The organism is Pseudarthrobacter linnaei, assembly GCF_055412825.1.
The window spans coordinates 91,964-105,182 of the sequence record NZ_JBVAYX010000010.1; the positions used below are offsets into that span (position 1 = coordinate 91,964).

The 13,219-nt window shown below is 62.7% G+C and carries 17 protein-coding genes; all 17 read left to right on the forward strand.

Annotated features, from left to right (window positions below; genetic code table 11):
• Positions 1 to 8 precede the first annotated feature (8 nt).
• Entirely contained in the window at positions 9 to 1,631 is a 1,623-nt protein-coding gene (locus tag ACZYZ3_RS11480) for a hypothetical protein (protein ID WP_463963950.1), read from the forward strand.
• Positions 1,631 to 2,281: a VG15 protein gene (locus tag ACZYZ3_RS11485; protein WP_463963951.1), complete on the forward strand. Its 651-nt coding sequence runs from the start codon at positions 1,631 to 1,633 to the stop codon at positions 2,279 to 2,281. The genes ACZYZ3_RS11480 and ACZYZ3_RS11485 overlap by 1 nt, the downstream gene beginning before the upstream one ends.
• Positions 2,282 to 2,366: 85 nt before the next feature.
• A complete protein-coding gene (locus tag ACZYZ3_RS11490) occupies positions 2,367 to 2,996 on the forward strand; it encodes a hypothetical protein (RefSeq protein WP_463963952.1) in 630 nt (209 codons plus the stop codon).
• 26 nt (positions 2,997 to 3,022) lie between these two features.
• A complete protein-coding gene (locus tag ACZYZ3_RS11495) occupies positions 3,023 to 3,394 on the forward strand; it encodes a head decoration protein (RefSeq protein WP_463963953.1) in 372 nt (123 codons plus the stop codon).
• 11 nt (positions 3,395 to 3,405) lie between these two features.
• Entirely contained in the window at positions 3,406 to 4,425 is a 1,020-nt protein-coding gene (locus ACZYZ3_RS11500) for a major capsid protein (protein ID WP_463963954.1), read from the forward strand.
• A gap of 63 nt (positions 4,426 to 4,488) precedes the next feature.
• Positions 4,489 to 4,752 (forward strand): hypothetical protein, encoded by a 264-nt coding sequence (locus tag ACZYZ3_RS11505; protein WP_463963955.1) that lies wholly within the window; start codon positions 4,489 to 4,491, stop codon positions 4,750 to 4,752.
• A gap of 5 nt (positions 4,753 to 4,757) precedes the next feature.
• Positions 4,758 to 5,168, forward strand: coding sequence for a hypothetical protein (locus ACZYZ3_RS11510; protein WP_463963956.1), 411 nt, complete (start codon positions 4,758 to 4,760; stop codon positions 5,166 to 5,168).
• 343 nt (positions 5,169 to 5,511) lie between these two features.
• Positions 5,512 to 5,775 carry a hypothetical protein gene (locus tag ACZYZ3_RS11515; RefSeq protein WP_463963957.1) on the forward strand — a complete coding sequence of 88 codons (264 nt, stop codon included), beginning with the start codon at positions 5,512 to 5,514 and terminating at the stop codon, positions 5,773 to 5,775.
• A 35-nt stretch (positions 5,776 to 5,810) separates the two neighbouring features.
• Positions 5,811 to 6,173 (forward strand): hypothetical protein, encoded by a 363-nt coding sequence (locus tag ACZYZ3_RS11520; RefSeq protein WP_463963958.1) that lies wholly within the window; start codon positions 5,811 to 5,813, stop codon positions 6,171 to 6,173.
• Positions 6,174 to 6,262: 89 nt separating this feature from the next.
• Complete coding sequence (locus ACZYZ3_RS11525) at positions 6,263 to 6,934, forward strand: hypothetical protein (RefSeq protein WP_463963959.1); 672 nt, start codon at positions 6,263 to 6,265, stop codon at positions 6,932 to 6,934.
• Between the two features lie 88 nt (positions 6,935 to 7,022).
• The gene (locus ACZYZ3_RS11530) at positions 7,023 to 7,253 is read left to right on the forward strand and encodes a hypothetical protein (RefSeq protein ID WP_463963960.1); all 231 of its coding nucleotides are present in this window, start codon (positions 7,023 to 7,025) and stop codon (positions 7,251 to 7,253) included.
• Positions 7,253 to 7,411, forward strand: a complete 159-nt coding sequence (locus ACZYZ3_RS11535; protein ID WP_463963961.1) for a hypothetical protein — start codon at positions 7,253 to 7,255, stop codon at positions 7,409 to 7,411. Before ACZYZ3_RS11530 ends, ACZYZ3_RS11535 begins: the two co-directional genes overlap by 1 nt.
• Before the next feature lie 3 nt (positions 7,412 to 7,414).
• Entirely contained in the window at positions 7,415 to 7,768 is a 354-nt protein-coding gene (locus tag ACZYZ3_RS11540; RefSeq protein WP_463963962.1) for a hypothetical protein, read from the forward strand.
• Between the two features lie 29 nt (positions 7,769 to 7,797).
• Positions 7,798 to 8,139: a hypothetical protein gene (locus ACZYZ3_RS11545; protein WP_463963963.1), complete on the forward strand. Its 342-nt coding sequence runs from the start codon at positions 7,798 to 7,800 to the stop codon at positions 8,137 to 8,139.
• Between the two features lie 71 nt (positions 8,140 to 8,210).
• Positions 8,211 to 8,597, forward strand: a complete 387-nt coding sequence (locus tag ACZYZ3_RS11550) for a hypothetical protein (protein WP_463963964.1) — start codon at positions 8,211 to 8,213, stop codon at positions 8,595 to 8,597.
• Between the two features lie 24 nt (positions 8,598 to 8,621).
• Positions 8,622 to 12,368 (forward strand): peptidoglycan DD-metalloendopeptidase family protein, encoded by a 3,747-nt coding sequence (locus ACZYZ3_RS11555; RefSeq protein WP_463963965.1) that lies wholly within the window; start codon positions 8,622 to 8,624, stop codon positions 12,366 to 12,368.
• A complete protein-coding gene (locus ACZYZ3_RS11560) occupies positions 12,365 to 13,183 on the forward strand; it encodes a hypothetical protein (RefSeq protein ID WP_463963966.1) in 819 nt (272 codons plus the stop codon). Before ACZYZ3_RS11555 ends, ACZYZ3_RS11560 begins: the two co-directional genes overlap by 4 nt.
• The last annotated feature ends 36 nt before the right edge of the window (positions 13,184 to 13,219 follow it).

A 13,219-nucleotide genomic window follows, 5' to 3' on the forward strand; every position in this document is an offset into this window, starting at 1 on the left:
GGTGCCTGATGGTTCGTAGTCTTGATGCGTCTGAGGCGTCGCTGTTCAACGGCATGTTGCGGCGGATCCGTCAGTGTGAGCGGCGGAACGTGTTGCGCCGTAACTTGCATGACGCGAATTTCCGGCTGGACAAGGTCGGCTTTTCCGTCCCCCCGCACATGGTGGATTTCCAGACTCCGCTTGGTTGGGGCGAGAAGGTCGTCTCGGTTCCGGCGGCCCGCATTTATCGTGAGGGGTTCCGGCTTCCTGGCGATTCGTCGCTGCTGGACGATCTGGGCGTCATCTTTGATGGCGGGTACACGGCACGGTTGGAGGCCGGCGCGGTGAAGTCGTCACTGCGTCACGGCCCCGCGTTTATGTTCGTCACCCCGGGCGATGAGTCGAAGGGTGAGCCGCCGGTTATCTTCTCGGCGAAGTCGGCCCTTGAGGCTACGTGTGTGCAGGATCCGCGGACTGGTGTTGTGAATGCCGGACTGGAGCTGGTGGCCCGCGATGAGGCGCTGCTGTACGTGCCGGGGAATGTCCTCGACCTGAAGCACTCCCGCGGTGAATGGATGGTCGTTGCGGAATACCCGCAGCCGCACGATCTGGTGTTGTGTGAGCCGTTCGTGTGGGACTGGGATTTGGACCGGCCGTTCGGTCGTTCGCGGATTACGCGCCCGCTGATTGGTTTCATCCAGGCGGGTGTACGCACGATGCTCCGGCAGGAAGTCACGGCGGAGTTCTTTTCCGCCCCGCAACGGTCACTGCTTGGCGCGTCCGAGGAGCATTTCACTGGCGCCGATGGTAAGCCGATTGACTTGTGGAAGGCGATCACGGGCGGCGTGTGGGCTCTCCCTGACGTTTATGACGAGGATGAGGGGAAGCTGGTTCGGGCGCAGTTGCAGCAGTTGCAGCAGGCGTCGATGCAGCCCCACTCTGAAATGTTCGAGTCGATCGCGTTGAAGGTTTCGTCCGAGTCGTCCCTGCCGATTGGCTACCTTGGCGTGGTTCAGAATCAGCCGTCTGCTGAGGGTGCGATCAAGGTCGCTGAGGTTGACATGGTCGAGCTGATTGAGGCTCAGATCCGGAAGTCGTACCAGTCTGCTTCGGAGAACCTGGCGCGGAAGGCCCTGGCCGTTTATCACAAGGGCCTGTCCCCGGCGATGGCTAAGGACTTGCGGGGGCTGTCGGCTCGTTACGCGAAGCCTGGCACGCCTACCGAGTCTGCTCGAGCGGATGCGGCGTTGAAGTATTCGACGGCGTTCCCGGACGGCGATCCGAAGCTGGCGATGGAGATGTACGGGCTGACCGATGAGCAGATCAAGCGCAACACGGATTGGGCAAAGGGCCTCAAGTCCGGGAGCGTCCTTGACAAGCTGATCGCTTCCCGCTCCACCCCGGCCGCGGCTGAGACCCCTATGGCTGTCGCAGATGGTGCGGCTGCTGAGCCGTCTGCCGACGAGTCGGCGACAGCTAATGCTGCGGTGTTGAAGGCGAAGTTCGATGCACTCGGCGTGGCGGTTCGTGCTGGCGTTGAGCCCGCCGACGCCGCCAATCGTCTCGGGCTTGACGGCATCGAATTTACCGGTGCTACGCCTGCTTCATTGAGGCTCCCGGTTGATGACGCTGCGGACCTTGAGGCGCGCTAATGGCTGCAGTTCTTGATCGTCTGGTTGACGTCAATGATGCGATCGCGGCCGAGGTTGATTCCGAGCTGCGGGCCGCGATGTTACGTCTTGACTTCACGGATCCTGTTGCGGCGCGATCGGCGTTGTTTGAGTTGGTCCCCGCGCTGGTTGCCAAATGGGGCGACGTCGCTGCGGCGGCATCGGCTGAGTGGTTTGAGGAGTTCCGTGTGGTGGAGGGCGTTTCTGGCCCTTTCCGTGCGGAGCTCTCGGCCGCGGTCCCGCTGGAGAAAGTCAATTCGCGGATCGGTTTTGTCACTCGAGACTCCGGGAACTTGTTCCTTGGTAAGTCCGCCGAGGTGCAGGACTTCCTTTCGTTGATGGCGAATGAGTACGTGATGCAGCCGGGCCGGGACACGATTGCGGATAATGCCCGCCGTGACGGCGCCGCGTACGCCCGTGTGCCGGAACCTGGCGCGTGCAAGTTCTGCCTGATGTTGGCATCCCGCGGGTTTGTGTATTCGAAGAGTAGCGCCAGTGTCCGCAAAGACGGCAAGAGCTTCCATGGCCACTGCAAATGCCATCCGATGCCGGTCTATGACGAGACCCGCGCCCGCGTCGAGTACGGATACGATCCGGCCGCGATTCTGAAGGCGTACCGGGCGACCGTTTAGCCCACCACCCCCACATTCCACCCTTGCGCGCGACGTGCCGGGGTTATTCGCCGTGCGATGCGGCACATGAAAAGGAGCACTACCCATGAAGCGTTTCCCCCACGGCATCGACATCACTGCTCCGGGCGGCGTTGCTGCCCTGATGGCTTTTCACCGGCTGACTTTTGGTGATGCCGTCATGGAGGTTGACGCGGACGCGGCGGCGAAGGTTGCCGCCGATGCTGCCGCCGATGTTGCGAAGGCAGCGGCCGATAAGGCAGCTGCCGATGCGGCTGACGAGAAGCTGGGCGAGGGCGGCGTGAAGGCGCTCAAGGCCGAACGTGAGCGGGCAAACGCCGCCGAGAAGGACCTCGCGGAGGCCAAGGCTGCACTGCAGAAGATCGAGGACGGGAAACTGTCCGAGATTGAGCGGGCCAAGAAAGAGCGGGACGACGAGGCTGCCGAGAGCGCGAAGCTCAAAGTGTCCGTTGCCCGGCTGACTGCGCTCGCTGAGCATCCTGTCCCCAAGGAGTACCAGCACCTCGTGACTGGTACGGACGCTGACAGTTTCCTGGCGTCCGCCAAGTCCGTCAGTGAACTTGCGGCGCTCGCCGCGGGGAAGGTCGGCGCTGGCGTCGTCCACAAATCGGGTAGCCGCTCCGGCGAAGGAAGCACATCGGGCGGGTCCTTGACGGCCGGCCGCGACTTGTACGCGAGTCGCAAAAACAAGAAGTAATCCACTTACCCCTTTAGGAGGGAACCATGGACATCTCTGTAAAGAGGGCGTCTTTTGGTCAGGACGATCAGTCTTGGCTTGGATCTGCGCACGGCACCACGTCGGCGCAGAGCATCACCCTGGACGTTTCGACGTTCACCAAAGCAACGCACTACCCGGACGGCTACCTGAAGTCGGGACTTCCCCTTCAGAAGCTGCCCAGTGGCAAGTTCGGTCTCTGGCTCACGACCAAGACCGTGGCGGGATTCCTGTTCACTCCGGTGTCCGCTCCGGCCGATCCCGCGTCGCCGGTTGGCGCCGCACTGCTTGAGCATGGCCGCGTCATCGCCGCCAAGCTGCCCGTATCCGTTGACGCCGGCGGGCAGACTTCTGCCGCTGGCCGGATCATCTTCGCCTAAGGAGGCGCACCATGTCACTTGTTCTTTCCAGTGATTACATCACTCCCACGGAGCTGACCGGATACGTCCGCGAAGCTCTGGCTGATCTGCCTCAGAATGCGTTCGGGCTTGAGGCTTACCTGCCGAACGTCGCTACGGATGACATCGACTACCGGGTCACGGTCGGTGGCGGCGGTCTTGCCCGCGCCGCTAAGTACCGTTCCTGGGACACTGAGGCGCCGATCAGCGGCCGTCGCGGTGTTGACCGTGTGAGCGGTTCCCTGCCGCCCATCTCGGAGAAGCGCCGGCTGTCGGAGTACGACCGGCTGAAGATGCGCAAGCTTGACTCCGGCATTGTCGACGCGATCCTCAACGACGCCGTCGATCTGGGCAAGAGCCTTTACGCTCGCGTGGAGATCGCCCGCGGCCAGGCCATTTCCGAGGGCAAGGTCACGCTCGCCGAGAACGGGCTCGCACTTGAGGCAGACTTCGGGCGCAAGGCGACTCACACGCAGGTTGCCGCCGTGAAGTGGAACGTTGACGGGTCCAACCCGATCAACGACTTCCTCAGCTGGCAGGCCGTCTACCTGGCTACCAACGGCGTCCGCCCGGGCGCGACGCTGGGCTCTCAGTCGGTCCTTTCGTCCCTGATGCGCAACGCTGCGATCCGCGCCATGACGCTGCCGGCTGGTTCCACTCAGCAGGTTGTGACCGTGGACGCGATCAACGCACTGTTCCAGTCGTTCGGCCTGCCGTCGTTCTCCGTGTACGAGGCGCAGGTTGAGGGCGACGACGGCAACGCGAAGTCGATCATCGACCCGGCCAAGGTCCTGTTCCTTCCCCCGTCGGATCGGAAGCTCGGCGAAACCCTTTGGGGCGTCACCGCCGAGGCCCTGGACTCTGACTACCAGATCGACGACGCCGACGCCCCCGGCGTCGTCGTGGGCTCCTACTCCGACAAGGACCCGGTGGCCCTGTGGACGAAGGCTTCTGCCATCGTCCTGCCGGTTCCGGCGAATGCGAACCTGACCCTTTCCGCGACCGTCCTTTAGTCGCGTTGGCGGCGGGCACTTTCAGTGCCCGCCGCCTAGCTTGTCCCCTTGGAAGGAGACACCATGGCTGTTCTAAACGCTTTCGTTTCACTGTGGGGCAAGTCCGGAGAGCTCGTGACGCTCGCCCCCGGCGACGAGGTCCCAGAGTGGGCTGATGGTCTGGTTGGTGACCATTGCCTTGACGGCGATGTGCCGACCGCGACTGAGCCTGAGGATGTCCCGGCATCCGAAGACCCCGATCCCACCACCGAGCCGGCCGATACTGAGCCGGTCCCCGATTTCACCGGCACCACTCCCGTTCGCCGCGGCCGCCCGCGTAAGCAGTAGCCGTCATGGCCGCTGACTACGCGACACTGGCGGACCTTAGAGCGCACTGGCCGGCGCTGCCTGCCGCGGGCGAACCCGAGGCCATCCAGAAGCTGCATGAGGCGTCGGTTGAGGTTCGGGGTAATTACCCGGATCTTGATCAGCGGCTGTCCATCCCTGTTGCGGATGGTGGCATGGACCCTGACATTCCGCGGCTGGTGGTGTGCCGGATGGTGAAGCGGGCGATGGATGTTGCCGAGGATGCGCCGCCGCCGGGCATGGAGTCTTTCACAGTGGGCACGGGCCCGTATCAGTTCGGCGGAAAGATGAGCAACCCGGACGGCAACATCTATCTAACGGCGGCTGATAAGCGGCTGTTGGGTAAGTCGAAGCCTAAGGGTAGGGCGTTCACCATCGTGCCGGGCGGTTACCGATGAACCTGCTGGCCCGCTTCCCGCGTTCCTGGCGCACCGATGTCATCGTGCTCCGTGGTGGCGGCCGGGATGCGAAGGGTAATCCGTTGCCTGAGGCTGAGATCCCGCGGCCGGGCGTTCTGGTGGGTGCGCGGTCTACTGCGGAGCCGTTGGACCGTTCGGACGTGACAAGCAACAAGGCCGTCCTGTATGACAGCGGCACCGCATTCAAGTACTTGTCCACGGACAGGGTCAGGGTTCCTGCGGGCTCCCGGATGGCCGGCACATGGTCGGTGGATGGGCGCCCTTCCGAGTGGCCGTACGGGTCTGAGGTTGGGTTGGTGGGTTCGTAGTGGCAGGGAATCCGTTGAAGATCGATCGAGCTGCGATCCGCGCACTTCTGGCCGGTTCCGAGGTTGGTAAGGCGAGCATGGAGGTAGCCCAGCGTCTTGCCGGCAACGCGAACGCTGTCGGCGATTCGAAGTATGAGGCTGCCCCGGCGACTGTCACGGGCGGTTGGCGTAATGAGCGCCGGGCCGGTGCGGTGGTTCGGGAAACCGAGCCGTCGTGGAAGGACGCGCGCGAGGAGATCCTGTTGCGTGTTGCTGAGCAGATGGAGGGCGGCCAATGATTGATGGCACGGTTTTCCCTGATGCCCGGCAGTGCATGACTGATCTCATTGACGGTCAGGTGCATTTGGGTAAGTACGTGACAGCTGTCTGGCATCTCGCCGCTGACTCGTACACCAATCCTGACCTGTGGCCGCTGGTGCTGGTCTATACGGGCGATGGCACCGAGGGTTACGTGGACCGCGTGGACCGGGTGACGCTCGAATGCTATGCGCCCGGCACTCGCGCCGTGGACACCCTTGAGTCGATCAAGTCCCTGATCTGCGGGACCGGCATCGATACACCTCACGGCTACCTGGATTCCATCACCGTGGACCTGGTACCCAAGGACACTGATTTGCAGTCGGACATCCTGAACCGGGCCAGGGCAACGTTCCTCGTAACGTCCCGGCCCCGCTAGTAAACAAGCACAGAAAGTTAGCCATCCCGGTCTGGGGTGGCTTTTTTATTGCCCGCAACCAGCGGGCGTTCTGAAAGGAATACCCGCTCATGGCTCCAACGTTCGACGCGCTCCGACAGGCAAGCGATGACCGCACTCTCATCAGGAAAATTCAGAAAGCAATGGTGCTGCTCCGGGTTGCCGGCGCGATCCCCCTCCCCTCCACCCTGTTCGGCGCCGGTGGCCTCGTGGACTTCAAGGCTGACGGCTGGCTCCCCGCCGGCATCATCACCCCTGACGGCATCGAGTACGGGCGGGATGTCTCCGAAGAGGATGTCCCGGCCCTCGGTTACTCCGGCCCGGTGCGGTCGGACGTGACTGAGGTTGCCCGCTCGGTGAGTTTCACCCCGCTCGAGTATGGGCGGAAGCACATGCTGGAGCTCGCGTACGGCACGGACCTTACTGCGGTGAAGCAGACGCTCGCGAACGGTGAGATCGTCTTTGACGAGCCGGAGATGCCCATCAATCAGGAGTACCAGATGCTGATCATTGGCGTCGACGGTCCGGCCCTGAATCAGTGGGTCCTTGGCCGTGCTTATGGCGCGGTGAAGATGTCGGCCTCTGACAACCAGACGTGGGGTTCGACTGATCCGGTTACGACGCCGATCACGTTGAAGGTCCTCACCGACTCCGTGACGGGCGCCCCGCTGCGTCACTTCATTGGCGGTACGGGCGCGAAGGCCGCGAAGATCAACCTCGGCTTCGCCCAGGGCACCGTCTAACCCTCCCCAAGCTGCGGGCCGCGTCATCTTCCGGGTGGTGTGGCGCGGCCTGCATTCCACCCACCACCCGGAACCACCAGGAGCGGTCATGTCTATTCCCAGAACTGTCATCGAGTTCGTTGATTGTGGGCCGTCGAACGGTAACGCGCCGGTCGCCCACAAGACCAAGGAACTGCGAATCAATGGCGTCCCGGTGCTCGTGGCGTCGGATTCCGTATATCTCGAACATGGACCCAATGAAGTCACCAAGTTGACGGTGACGATCCTCCCCACCGAGATCCATTTCAATCACGATCACACGACCCCCAAGGAGTCCTGATGCCCAGATTCACTTCCAAAGACGGCGAAGTAACCGTCGAGACCGCCGTCCCCACCGAGATTGTCGCCCTGCGCTCGCAAGGATTCTCTGAGACTTCGGCCAAGACCGCCGAGGTCAAGCAGGCCGACGCGGACGCTGCGAAGACCGCAGGCAAGTAAGCCATGAGCCGCTACCTAGTAGAAGGCGTGATGCGCGACCTAGCCAAGGGCTTACGCGTCGGCGTTGTGGCTCACTCGATGGTCGGCGCCCGCGAAGTTTTCGCATCGGTCGCTGAGGCCATGAAGGACGAGGCGGAGAAAATCACGCGAGCGAACGGCAGGGAGCGCATCACCTCGAAAGAGGGCGGCGACTTCCGAGTATTCTCCCGCCAGTCAAAGGGCATGCGCGGCGTTTCCCTCGATGTCCTAGTGATTGCCGACCGTGGCGCATACACCGACGAGCAGTTCTCCGAGCTGATGGAGGAAGCGCTGCCCACTTTTGCCGCCAGCCCCAACTCCGAACTCATTTCCGCATAACCAAACCACCACCACCCGGAGGTATCACCATGACTGATTCAGTAAAGATTGACCTGACTCTCGCGGATCTTGCGCGGGAGGTTGGAACGCCCGAGCCTTTCCAGTTCGCGCTGCCCGGCAGCAAGCGCATCACGTTCCAGGACCCTTTCGGCTTCAAGCTGTCCGAGCGCAAAGAAGTCCTGGACATCTACGAGAAGACGCAGCGCGGGGAAGCCGATGACCTCGATTTCCTGAATCGCATCATGTCGCCGGCCGATGAGAAGACGTACCTTGCCGCCGACCTTCCCATTCGCGTTCACTCCGCACTCGTGCAGCGCATCATGGCGCACTTCCAGCCCCCTCGTGGTGACGAGGGAAAAGGACGCGGCTAGGGGAACTCCTAGCCAGGTTCCTCCCGCAAATCCGCTGTGACCTGTCCGAGGTTTACGGCGTCGATGTTGCGGTGCTCGTCAACGCCGGGAGGTGGGCGGCGGTCCTCGAATACATCGATGGCCTGCCGTCCGCTTCCCGGTACAACGAGTCGATCATGAATGACCCTGAGACGGCCGAGTACCTGGCGCAGCTCAGCATGGAGCAGGGCGAGGAAGGCCGGGATTCGTACGCGCCGCGCCTGTCCGAGTGGGATATCCACGCCACCCTGCAACGGGAGATGGTGGACGCGATCAAGTCGCTGACCGCCGTGACGCTCCGTGTGGCCGGTGGGAAGCCCGGCGACGTGAAGCCGTTCCCCACCCCGCGCACTGCCGTGGAAGCCGCGAAGAAGGAAGCCGAACGCCGATGGGCGGTCGACTTCGGTGCGCAACTCGGGTTCTCCGCGGAGGACTTCTAGAAACTACATATTGGAGGCCCCGCCGTGGCAGTTATTGGTGTTCGCGAACTGCTGGTGAAGCCGGTCTTTACGGGCGGCGGGCAGGCCATCGCCAAGCAGTTGGGCGGGTTTGCGTCCGGCGCGGGGATGGCCGCCGGGAAGTCCATGGGAACTGGCGTGTCGAAGGGCTTTTCGGAGACGGCGCAGAAGCTCAAAACTGAGGTGGCCGACCTTGAAAAAGCAATGTCGAAGTCGGCGGCGCAGATCAGTACGGCAAAGGCGAAGATCGTTTCATCGTCTGAGGCTGAGGCGAAAGCTGTAGGCCTTGTCCGCGTTGCCGAGCTGAAGCTGCAAGAGGTTCGGGATAACTCGAATGCATCCGCTTCCCAGATTGCCGCCGCTGAGGAACGTCTCGCTGAGGCCCGCCGCAAGGCGGACAAGGCCACTGGCGGGCGTATCGGTGCGGAGAATGCACTCCGGGAAGCTACCACCGATTTGGAGGCCGCACAGAACCGCTCAGCCACCGCCTTTTCTGAGCTCGAAAAGGAGCTCAAGAAGACGGGCGACGGGGCCGAAGGTGCAGGGAAGCAGTTCGGTGGCCTCGGCGACGCGATGGGCAAGGCCGCCAAGGCCGGTGCACTGGCCGTAGGTGCCGGCGTGGTTGCTGCAGGTGCACTGATCGCTACTAGCGTCGTGGACGCGATGGGTATCGAGGAGGGCGTCTCCAAACTTGAGGCGCGGCTGGGCCTGACGAAAGAACAGTCCGCGGTTGCTGGCAAGGCTGCCGGCTCCGTGTACGCGCAGAACTTCGGCGGGTCCATGGAGCAAGTGAGCGCCGCTACCGAGGCCGTTATTTCCTCGGTCAAGGGCATGCGGGACGCCTCGCAAGCCGACGTTGAGGACATGACGAAACGCATGTTGACCCTCGCGGACACCATGGAAATTGATGTGTCGCGCGCGTCGCAGGTCGCGGGCCAGCTGATCACGACGGGCCTCGCTAAGGATGGTGTTGAGGCCGCCGACCTACTCACATCGGCCCTGCAGAGGGTCCCGGCCGCCGTCCGTGAGGACATATTGGATGCCGCTGACGAGTACGGCCCGTTCTTCGCGAACCTTGGAATCAAGGGCGAAGAGGCGATGGGCATGCTCGTCATGGCCTCCGAAAAGGGCATGTACGGCATCGACAAAACCGGTGATGCGCTCAAGGAATTCACCATCCGGGCGACCGACATGTCCGCCGCGACCCGTACCGCCTACGAAGATTTGGGCCTCAACACCGACAAGATGACCGGCAAGCTCCTCGCCGGCGGGGACCAGGCGAAGGAAGCATTCGGCACGATCATCGGCAAGCTGCAGGAAATGAAGGATCCTGCCGCGCAGTCCGCGGCGGCGCTCGCATTGTTCGGCACGCCGCTTGAGGACCTGTCCGTCTCGGAGATCCCGAAGTTCCTTGGCGCACTGGACCCGATGGGCGACAAGTTCGATTCCGTTGCGGGCGCTTCCGACAAGGCAATGACCGCGCTTTCCGATAATGCCGCGGCTGGATTTGGTTCTTTCAAGCGTCAGGCTGAGGGCGCGCTGATCAAGTTTGTGCAGGAAAACATCATGCCCGCCGTGGGCGGGTTCGCGTCGTTCCTGGCGAACGATGTCGGCCCGAAAGTCTCCGGCTTCCTTGACCTGCTTTCCGGCGCCGGGTCGATCCTGTTTCAGGGCGACTTCAAGGGCGGCCTGATGGGGATTGAGGAAGACCACCCGCTCGTTGATTTCCTGTTCAGAATCCGCGAAGGATTCATGGCCGCGGTAACGGCACTGAAGGACTTCGGCAGCTGGGTCGTCCAGAACAAGGACTGGCTGGGTGCGCTCACTGTCGGGGTACTGGCGGGCGTTGCTGCATTCCAGGGCTACCTGATCGTGAACCGTGTCGTGGCCGCTATTCAGGCATTCAGTGCCGCCACGACGATAGCCGCGGTCAAGACGTGGCTATTGAACACTGCGCTGTTCGCTAACCCGATCGGGCTGGTCATCGCCGGCATCGTCGCCCTTGTCGCTGGCCTGGTCTGGTTCTTCACACAGACGGAGCTCGGTCAGCAGATCGTACAGAACGTGTGGGGCGCGATCCAGTCGTTCATTGGCGGAACGGTTTCATGGTTCCAGACCTATGTGCTGCCCACCATCCTGACCGTATTCAACGCCGTCGGGGCCGTGTTCACCTGGCTGTGGGAGAACATCATCAGCCCGGTGTTCGGCTTCATATCCGGGGCTATCAACGCTTTCTGGATGGTCGCATCCTATGTCTTCGATATTTTCGTTGCGCTGATCCAGAAGGTTGTCGGCCCGGCCATTCAGGCGCTCTACAACATGTTCGTGAAGCCAATATTCGACGTGATCGGCGCAGTGATTTCGTTCTGGTGGAACAGCATCGTCATGCCGGTGTTCAACGCCGTTGTCGGATTCGTCCGCGACGTACTCGGCCCGGTATTCACCACCCTCTTCAACGTCTTCATCAAGCCGATCTTCGATGGCATCGGCGCGACGATCAACTGGGTGTGGGAGAACGTCATCAAGCCGGCGTTCGATGCCCTGTCCAATGGCATCACGAAGACCCTGCCGGACGCATTCAAGTCCGGGGTGGACATCATCAAGGGCTTCTGGGAAGGGCTCAAGGCGGTAGTTCGCGCGCCGATTGATTTCGTCATCAACAAGGTCATCAACGAGGGCCTGATCAAAGGCCTGAACACAATCGGCGGGTTGCTCGATCTGGACCCCCTCCCTCCCATTCCCCAGCTGCCTCAGTTCGCTGACGGCGGCTACACGGGCCCGGGCGGGAAGTATCAGCCCGCCGGCGTCGTGCACAAGGGCGAGGTTGTGTTCTCTCAGGATGACGTCAAGCGGCACGGCGGCGTCGGCGCTGTGGAGGCGTTGCGCCGCGGTGCCGGCTACTTCATGGGAGGCATTGTTGCCCCGCTGAAGAACCTTGCGGTGACGCAGGGTTACAACCGGACACACAAGGGCATCGACTATGCGGCCAGCGTGGGTACGCCCGTCTACGCGACACAGGACGGCGTCGTGTCCCATGCGGGACCGGGCGCGCGTGCACCTGGAGTGTGGGGCGGGCAAGAGGTCCACATCCTCGGTAACGGCATCGAGACGTGGTTCGCTCACCTGTCCCAGATCGGCGCCCGCGTTGGTGAGCAGGTCAAGGCCGGGCAGCAGATCGCCGCATCCGGCGACACCGGCATCAGCTCCGGGCCTCACCTGCACTTTGGTGTGTTCGGCGGCGGCTGGCCTAACGACATGGACCCGAACGCATACCTGGGCGGGGCTGGGGTGCCTGACGGGAAGCCGTGGAACCCGATCGCCGGGATCGTGGAAGGGCTCATGGACTCGTTCAAGAAAACCTTCCCGGCCGCGGGCTTCATCGCCGATGTTGCTATCGGCATGGGCAAGAAACTCTTGGACGGCGCGGTTGATTTCGTCACGGGCAACCGTGGCGGGGACAAGAACGTGTCGGGTGCCGCCACGGGCCCGTCATACCTGTACGACAACGGCGGCGTCCTGCCACCGGGACTCACCCAGACCCTGAACCGCACCGGCAAGCCTGAGGCGATCTACACCAACGATCAGAACCGGGCGTTGCAAACGCTCGCGGCTCGTGGCACGGCTGGCCCGTCATCGGCGGCAAGCCTGGACGGAGCGACTCTCATGCTGCAGGCCGGATCTGAATTGATGCTGGCAAGGGTCGTCCATAAGGGCGTTCATGTGGCGAGTCGCGGGACGAAGGGAATCCTGTGAAAGCTTACATAGGCTCGCTTGGCAGACTCATAGAGCTCCCTTACGTGTCCTCTCAGTCCATTGCACTCCCCGAGGATTACACCTTCGAGGAGACCTTGGGTGGCCGCGTGAAGGCGCAAGCGAGGATCACGAAGCGGCGCGCATGGTCGGTGTCCGCGAGCCGGTATCGGTCCGGCACGCAGGGCACGCTCATGTCGTTCATCAACGGCGAATGGGGGCGAGGTCCGTTCGTCTGGATCTCCGTCGATTCCCAGGTCACGAATATGCTGACCCCCGCTCAGGGTTCCTGCGATCCATCCACGCTGTATACGGCGGGAGTAACCGCTGCAGGGCCACTGAATCTCGGGGCTGATGGGTGGGCGGGGCGTTCTTTCACGAACGCCACGCCGACCAACCAGTTTTACTTCGGGTCGCAGAGTGCGCCGGTTATCCCCGGGCAGGTCGTCACAGCATCTGCGTATCTCGTGGGCGCGGGAGCCGCGGTTCGGATTGTATGGCTTGACAGTGCGGGCGCCACGATCGTTGGAGCGTCCGCTACTGGTGCGGGTTCCGGCGTCGTCGGCTCGGTCAGGCGTCTGTACGTGACGGCGGTCGCCCCGGCCAATGCGGCATCGGCCCTGATCCAAGGCGTCAACGCCTCCCAAGGCGCGCGCCCAGCCCTGACATGGACTGACACGCTGCTCGAATGGTCTGACGGTCAGGGCTGTCCCAAGGCTGTCATCCATTCCATGTCCCGTGAGCTACAGATGCTGTCGAAACTGCGTGACGGACTCCGCACTGCAGATATTGGATTCACAATCACCGAAGTGGGGTAATTCATGCTGCCGGGTTCCTTGATTAGTTCGGACGTC

Excerpts from the sequence above, each read along its gene's own strand:
- ACZYZ3_RS11480 (WP_463963950.1), top strand. The coding sequence starts at position 9 with ATGGTTCGTAGTCTTGATGCGTCTGAGGCGTCGCTGTTCAACGGCATG.
- ACZYZ3_RS11485 (WP_463963951.1), top strand. The coding sequence starts at position 1,631 with ATGGCTGCAGTTCTTGATCGTCTGGTTGACGTCAATGATGCGATCGCG.
- ACZYZ3_RS11490 (WP_463963952.1), top strand. The coding sequence starts at position 2,367 with ATGAAGCGTTTCCCCCACGGCATCGACATCACTGCTCCGGGCGGCGTT.
- ACZYZ3_RS11495 (WP_463963953.1), top strand. The coding sequence starts at position 3,023 with ATGGACATCTCTGTAAAGAGGGCGTCTTTTGGTCAGGACGATCAGTCT.
- ACZYZ3_RS11500 (WP_463963954.1), top strand. The coding sequence starts at position 3,406 with ATGTCACTTGTTCTTTCCAGTGATTACATCACTCCCACGGAGCTGACC.
- ACZYZ3_RS11505 (WP_463963955.1), top strand. The coding sequence starts at position 4,489 with ATGGCTGTTCTAAACGCTTTCGTTTCACTGTGGGGCAAGTCCGGAGAG.
- ACZYZ3_RS11510 (WP_463963956.1), top strand. The coding sequence starts at position 4,758 with ATGGCCGCTGACTACGCGACACTGGCGGACCTTAGAGCGCACTGGCCG.
- ACZYZ3_RS11520 (WP_463963958.1), top strand. The coding sequence starts at position 5,811 with ATGACTGATCTCATTGACGGTCAGGTGCATTTGGGTAAGTACGTGACA.
- ACZYZ3_RS11525 (WP_463963959.1), top strand. The coding sequence starts at position 6,263 with ATGGCTCCAACGTTCGACGCGCTCCGACAGGCAAGCGATGACCGCACT.
- ACZYZ3_RS11530 (WP_463963960.1), top strand. The coding sequence starts at position 7,023 with ATGTCTATTCCCAGAACTGTCATCGAGTTCGTTGATTGTGGGCCGTCG.
- ACZYZ3_RS11535 (WP_463963961.1), top strand. The coding sequence starts at position 7,253 with ATGCCCAGATTCACTTCCAAAGACGGCGAAGTAACCGTCGAGACCGCC.
- ACZYZ3_RS11540 (WP_463963962.1), top strand. The coding sequence starts at position 7,415 with ATGAGCCGCTACCTAGTAGAAGGCGTGATGCGCGACCTAGCCAAGGGC.
- ACZYZ3_RS11545 (WP_463963963.1), top strand. The coding sequence starts at position 7,798 with ATGACTGATTCAGTAAAGATTGACCTGACTCTCGCGGATCTTGCGCGG.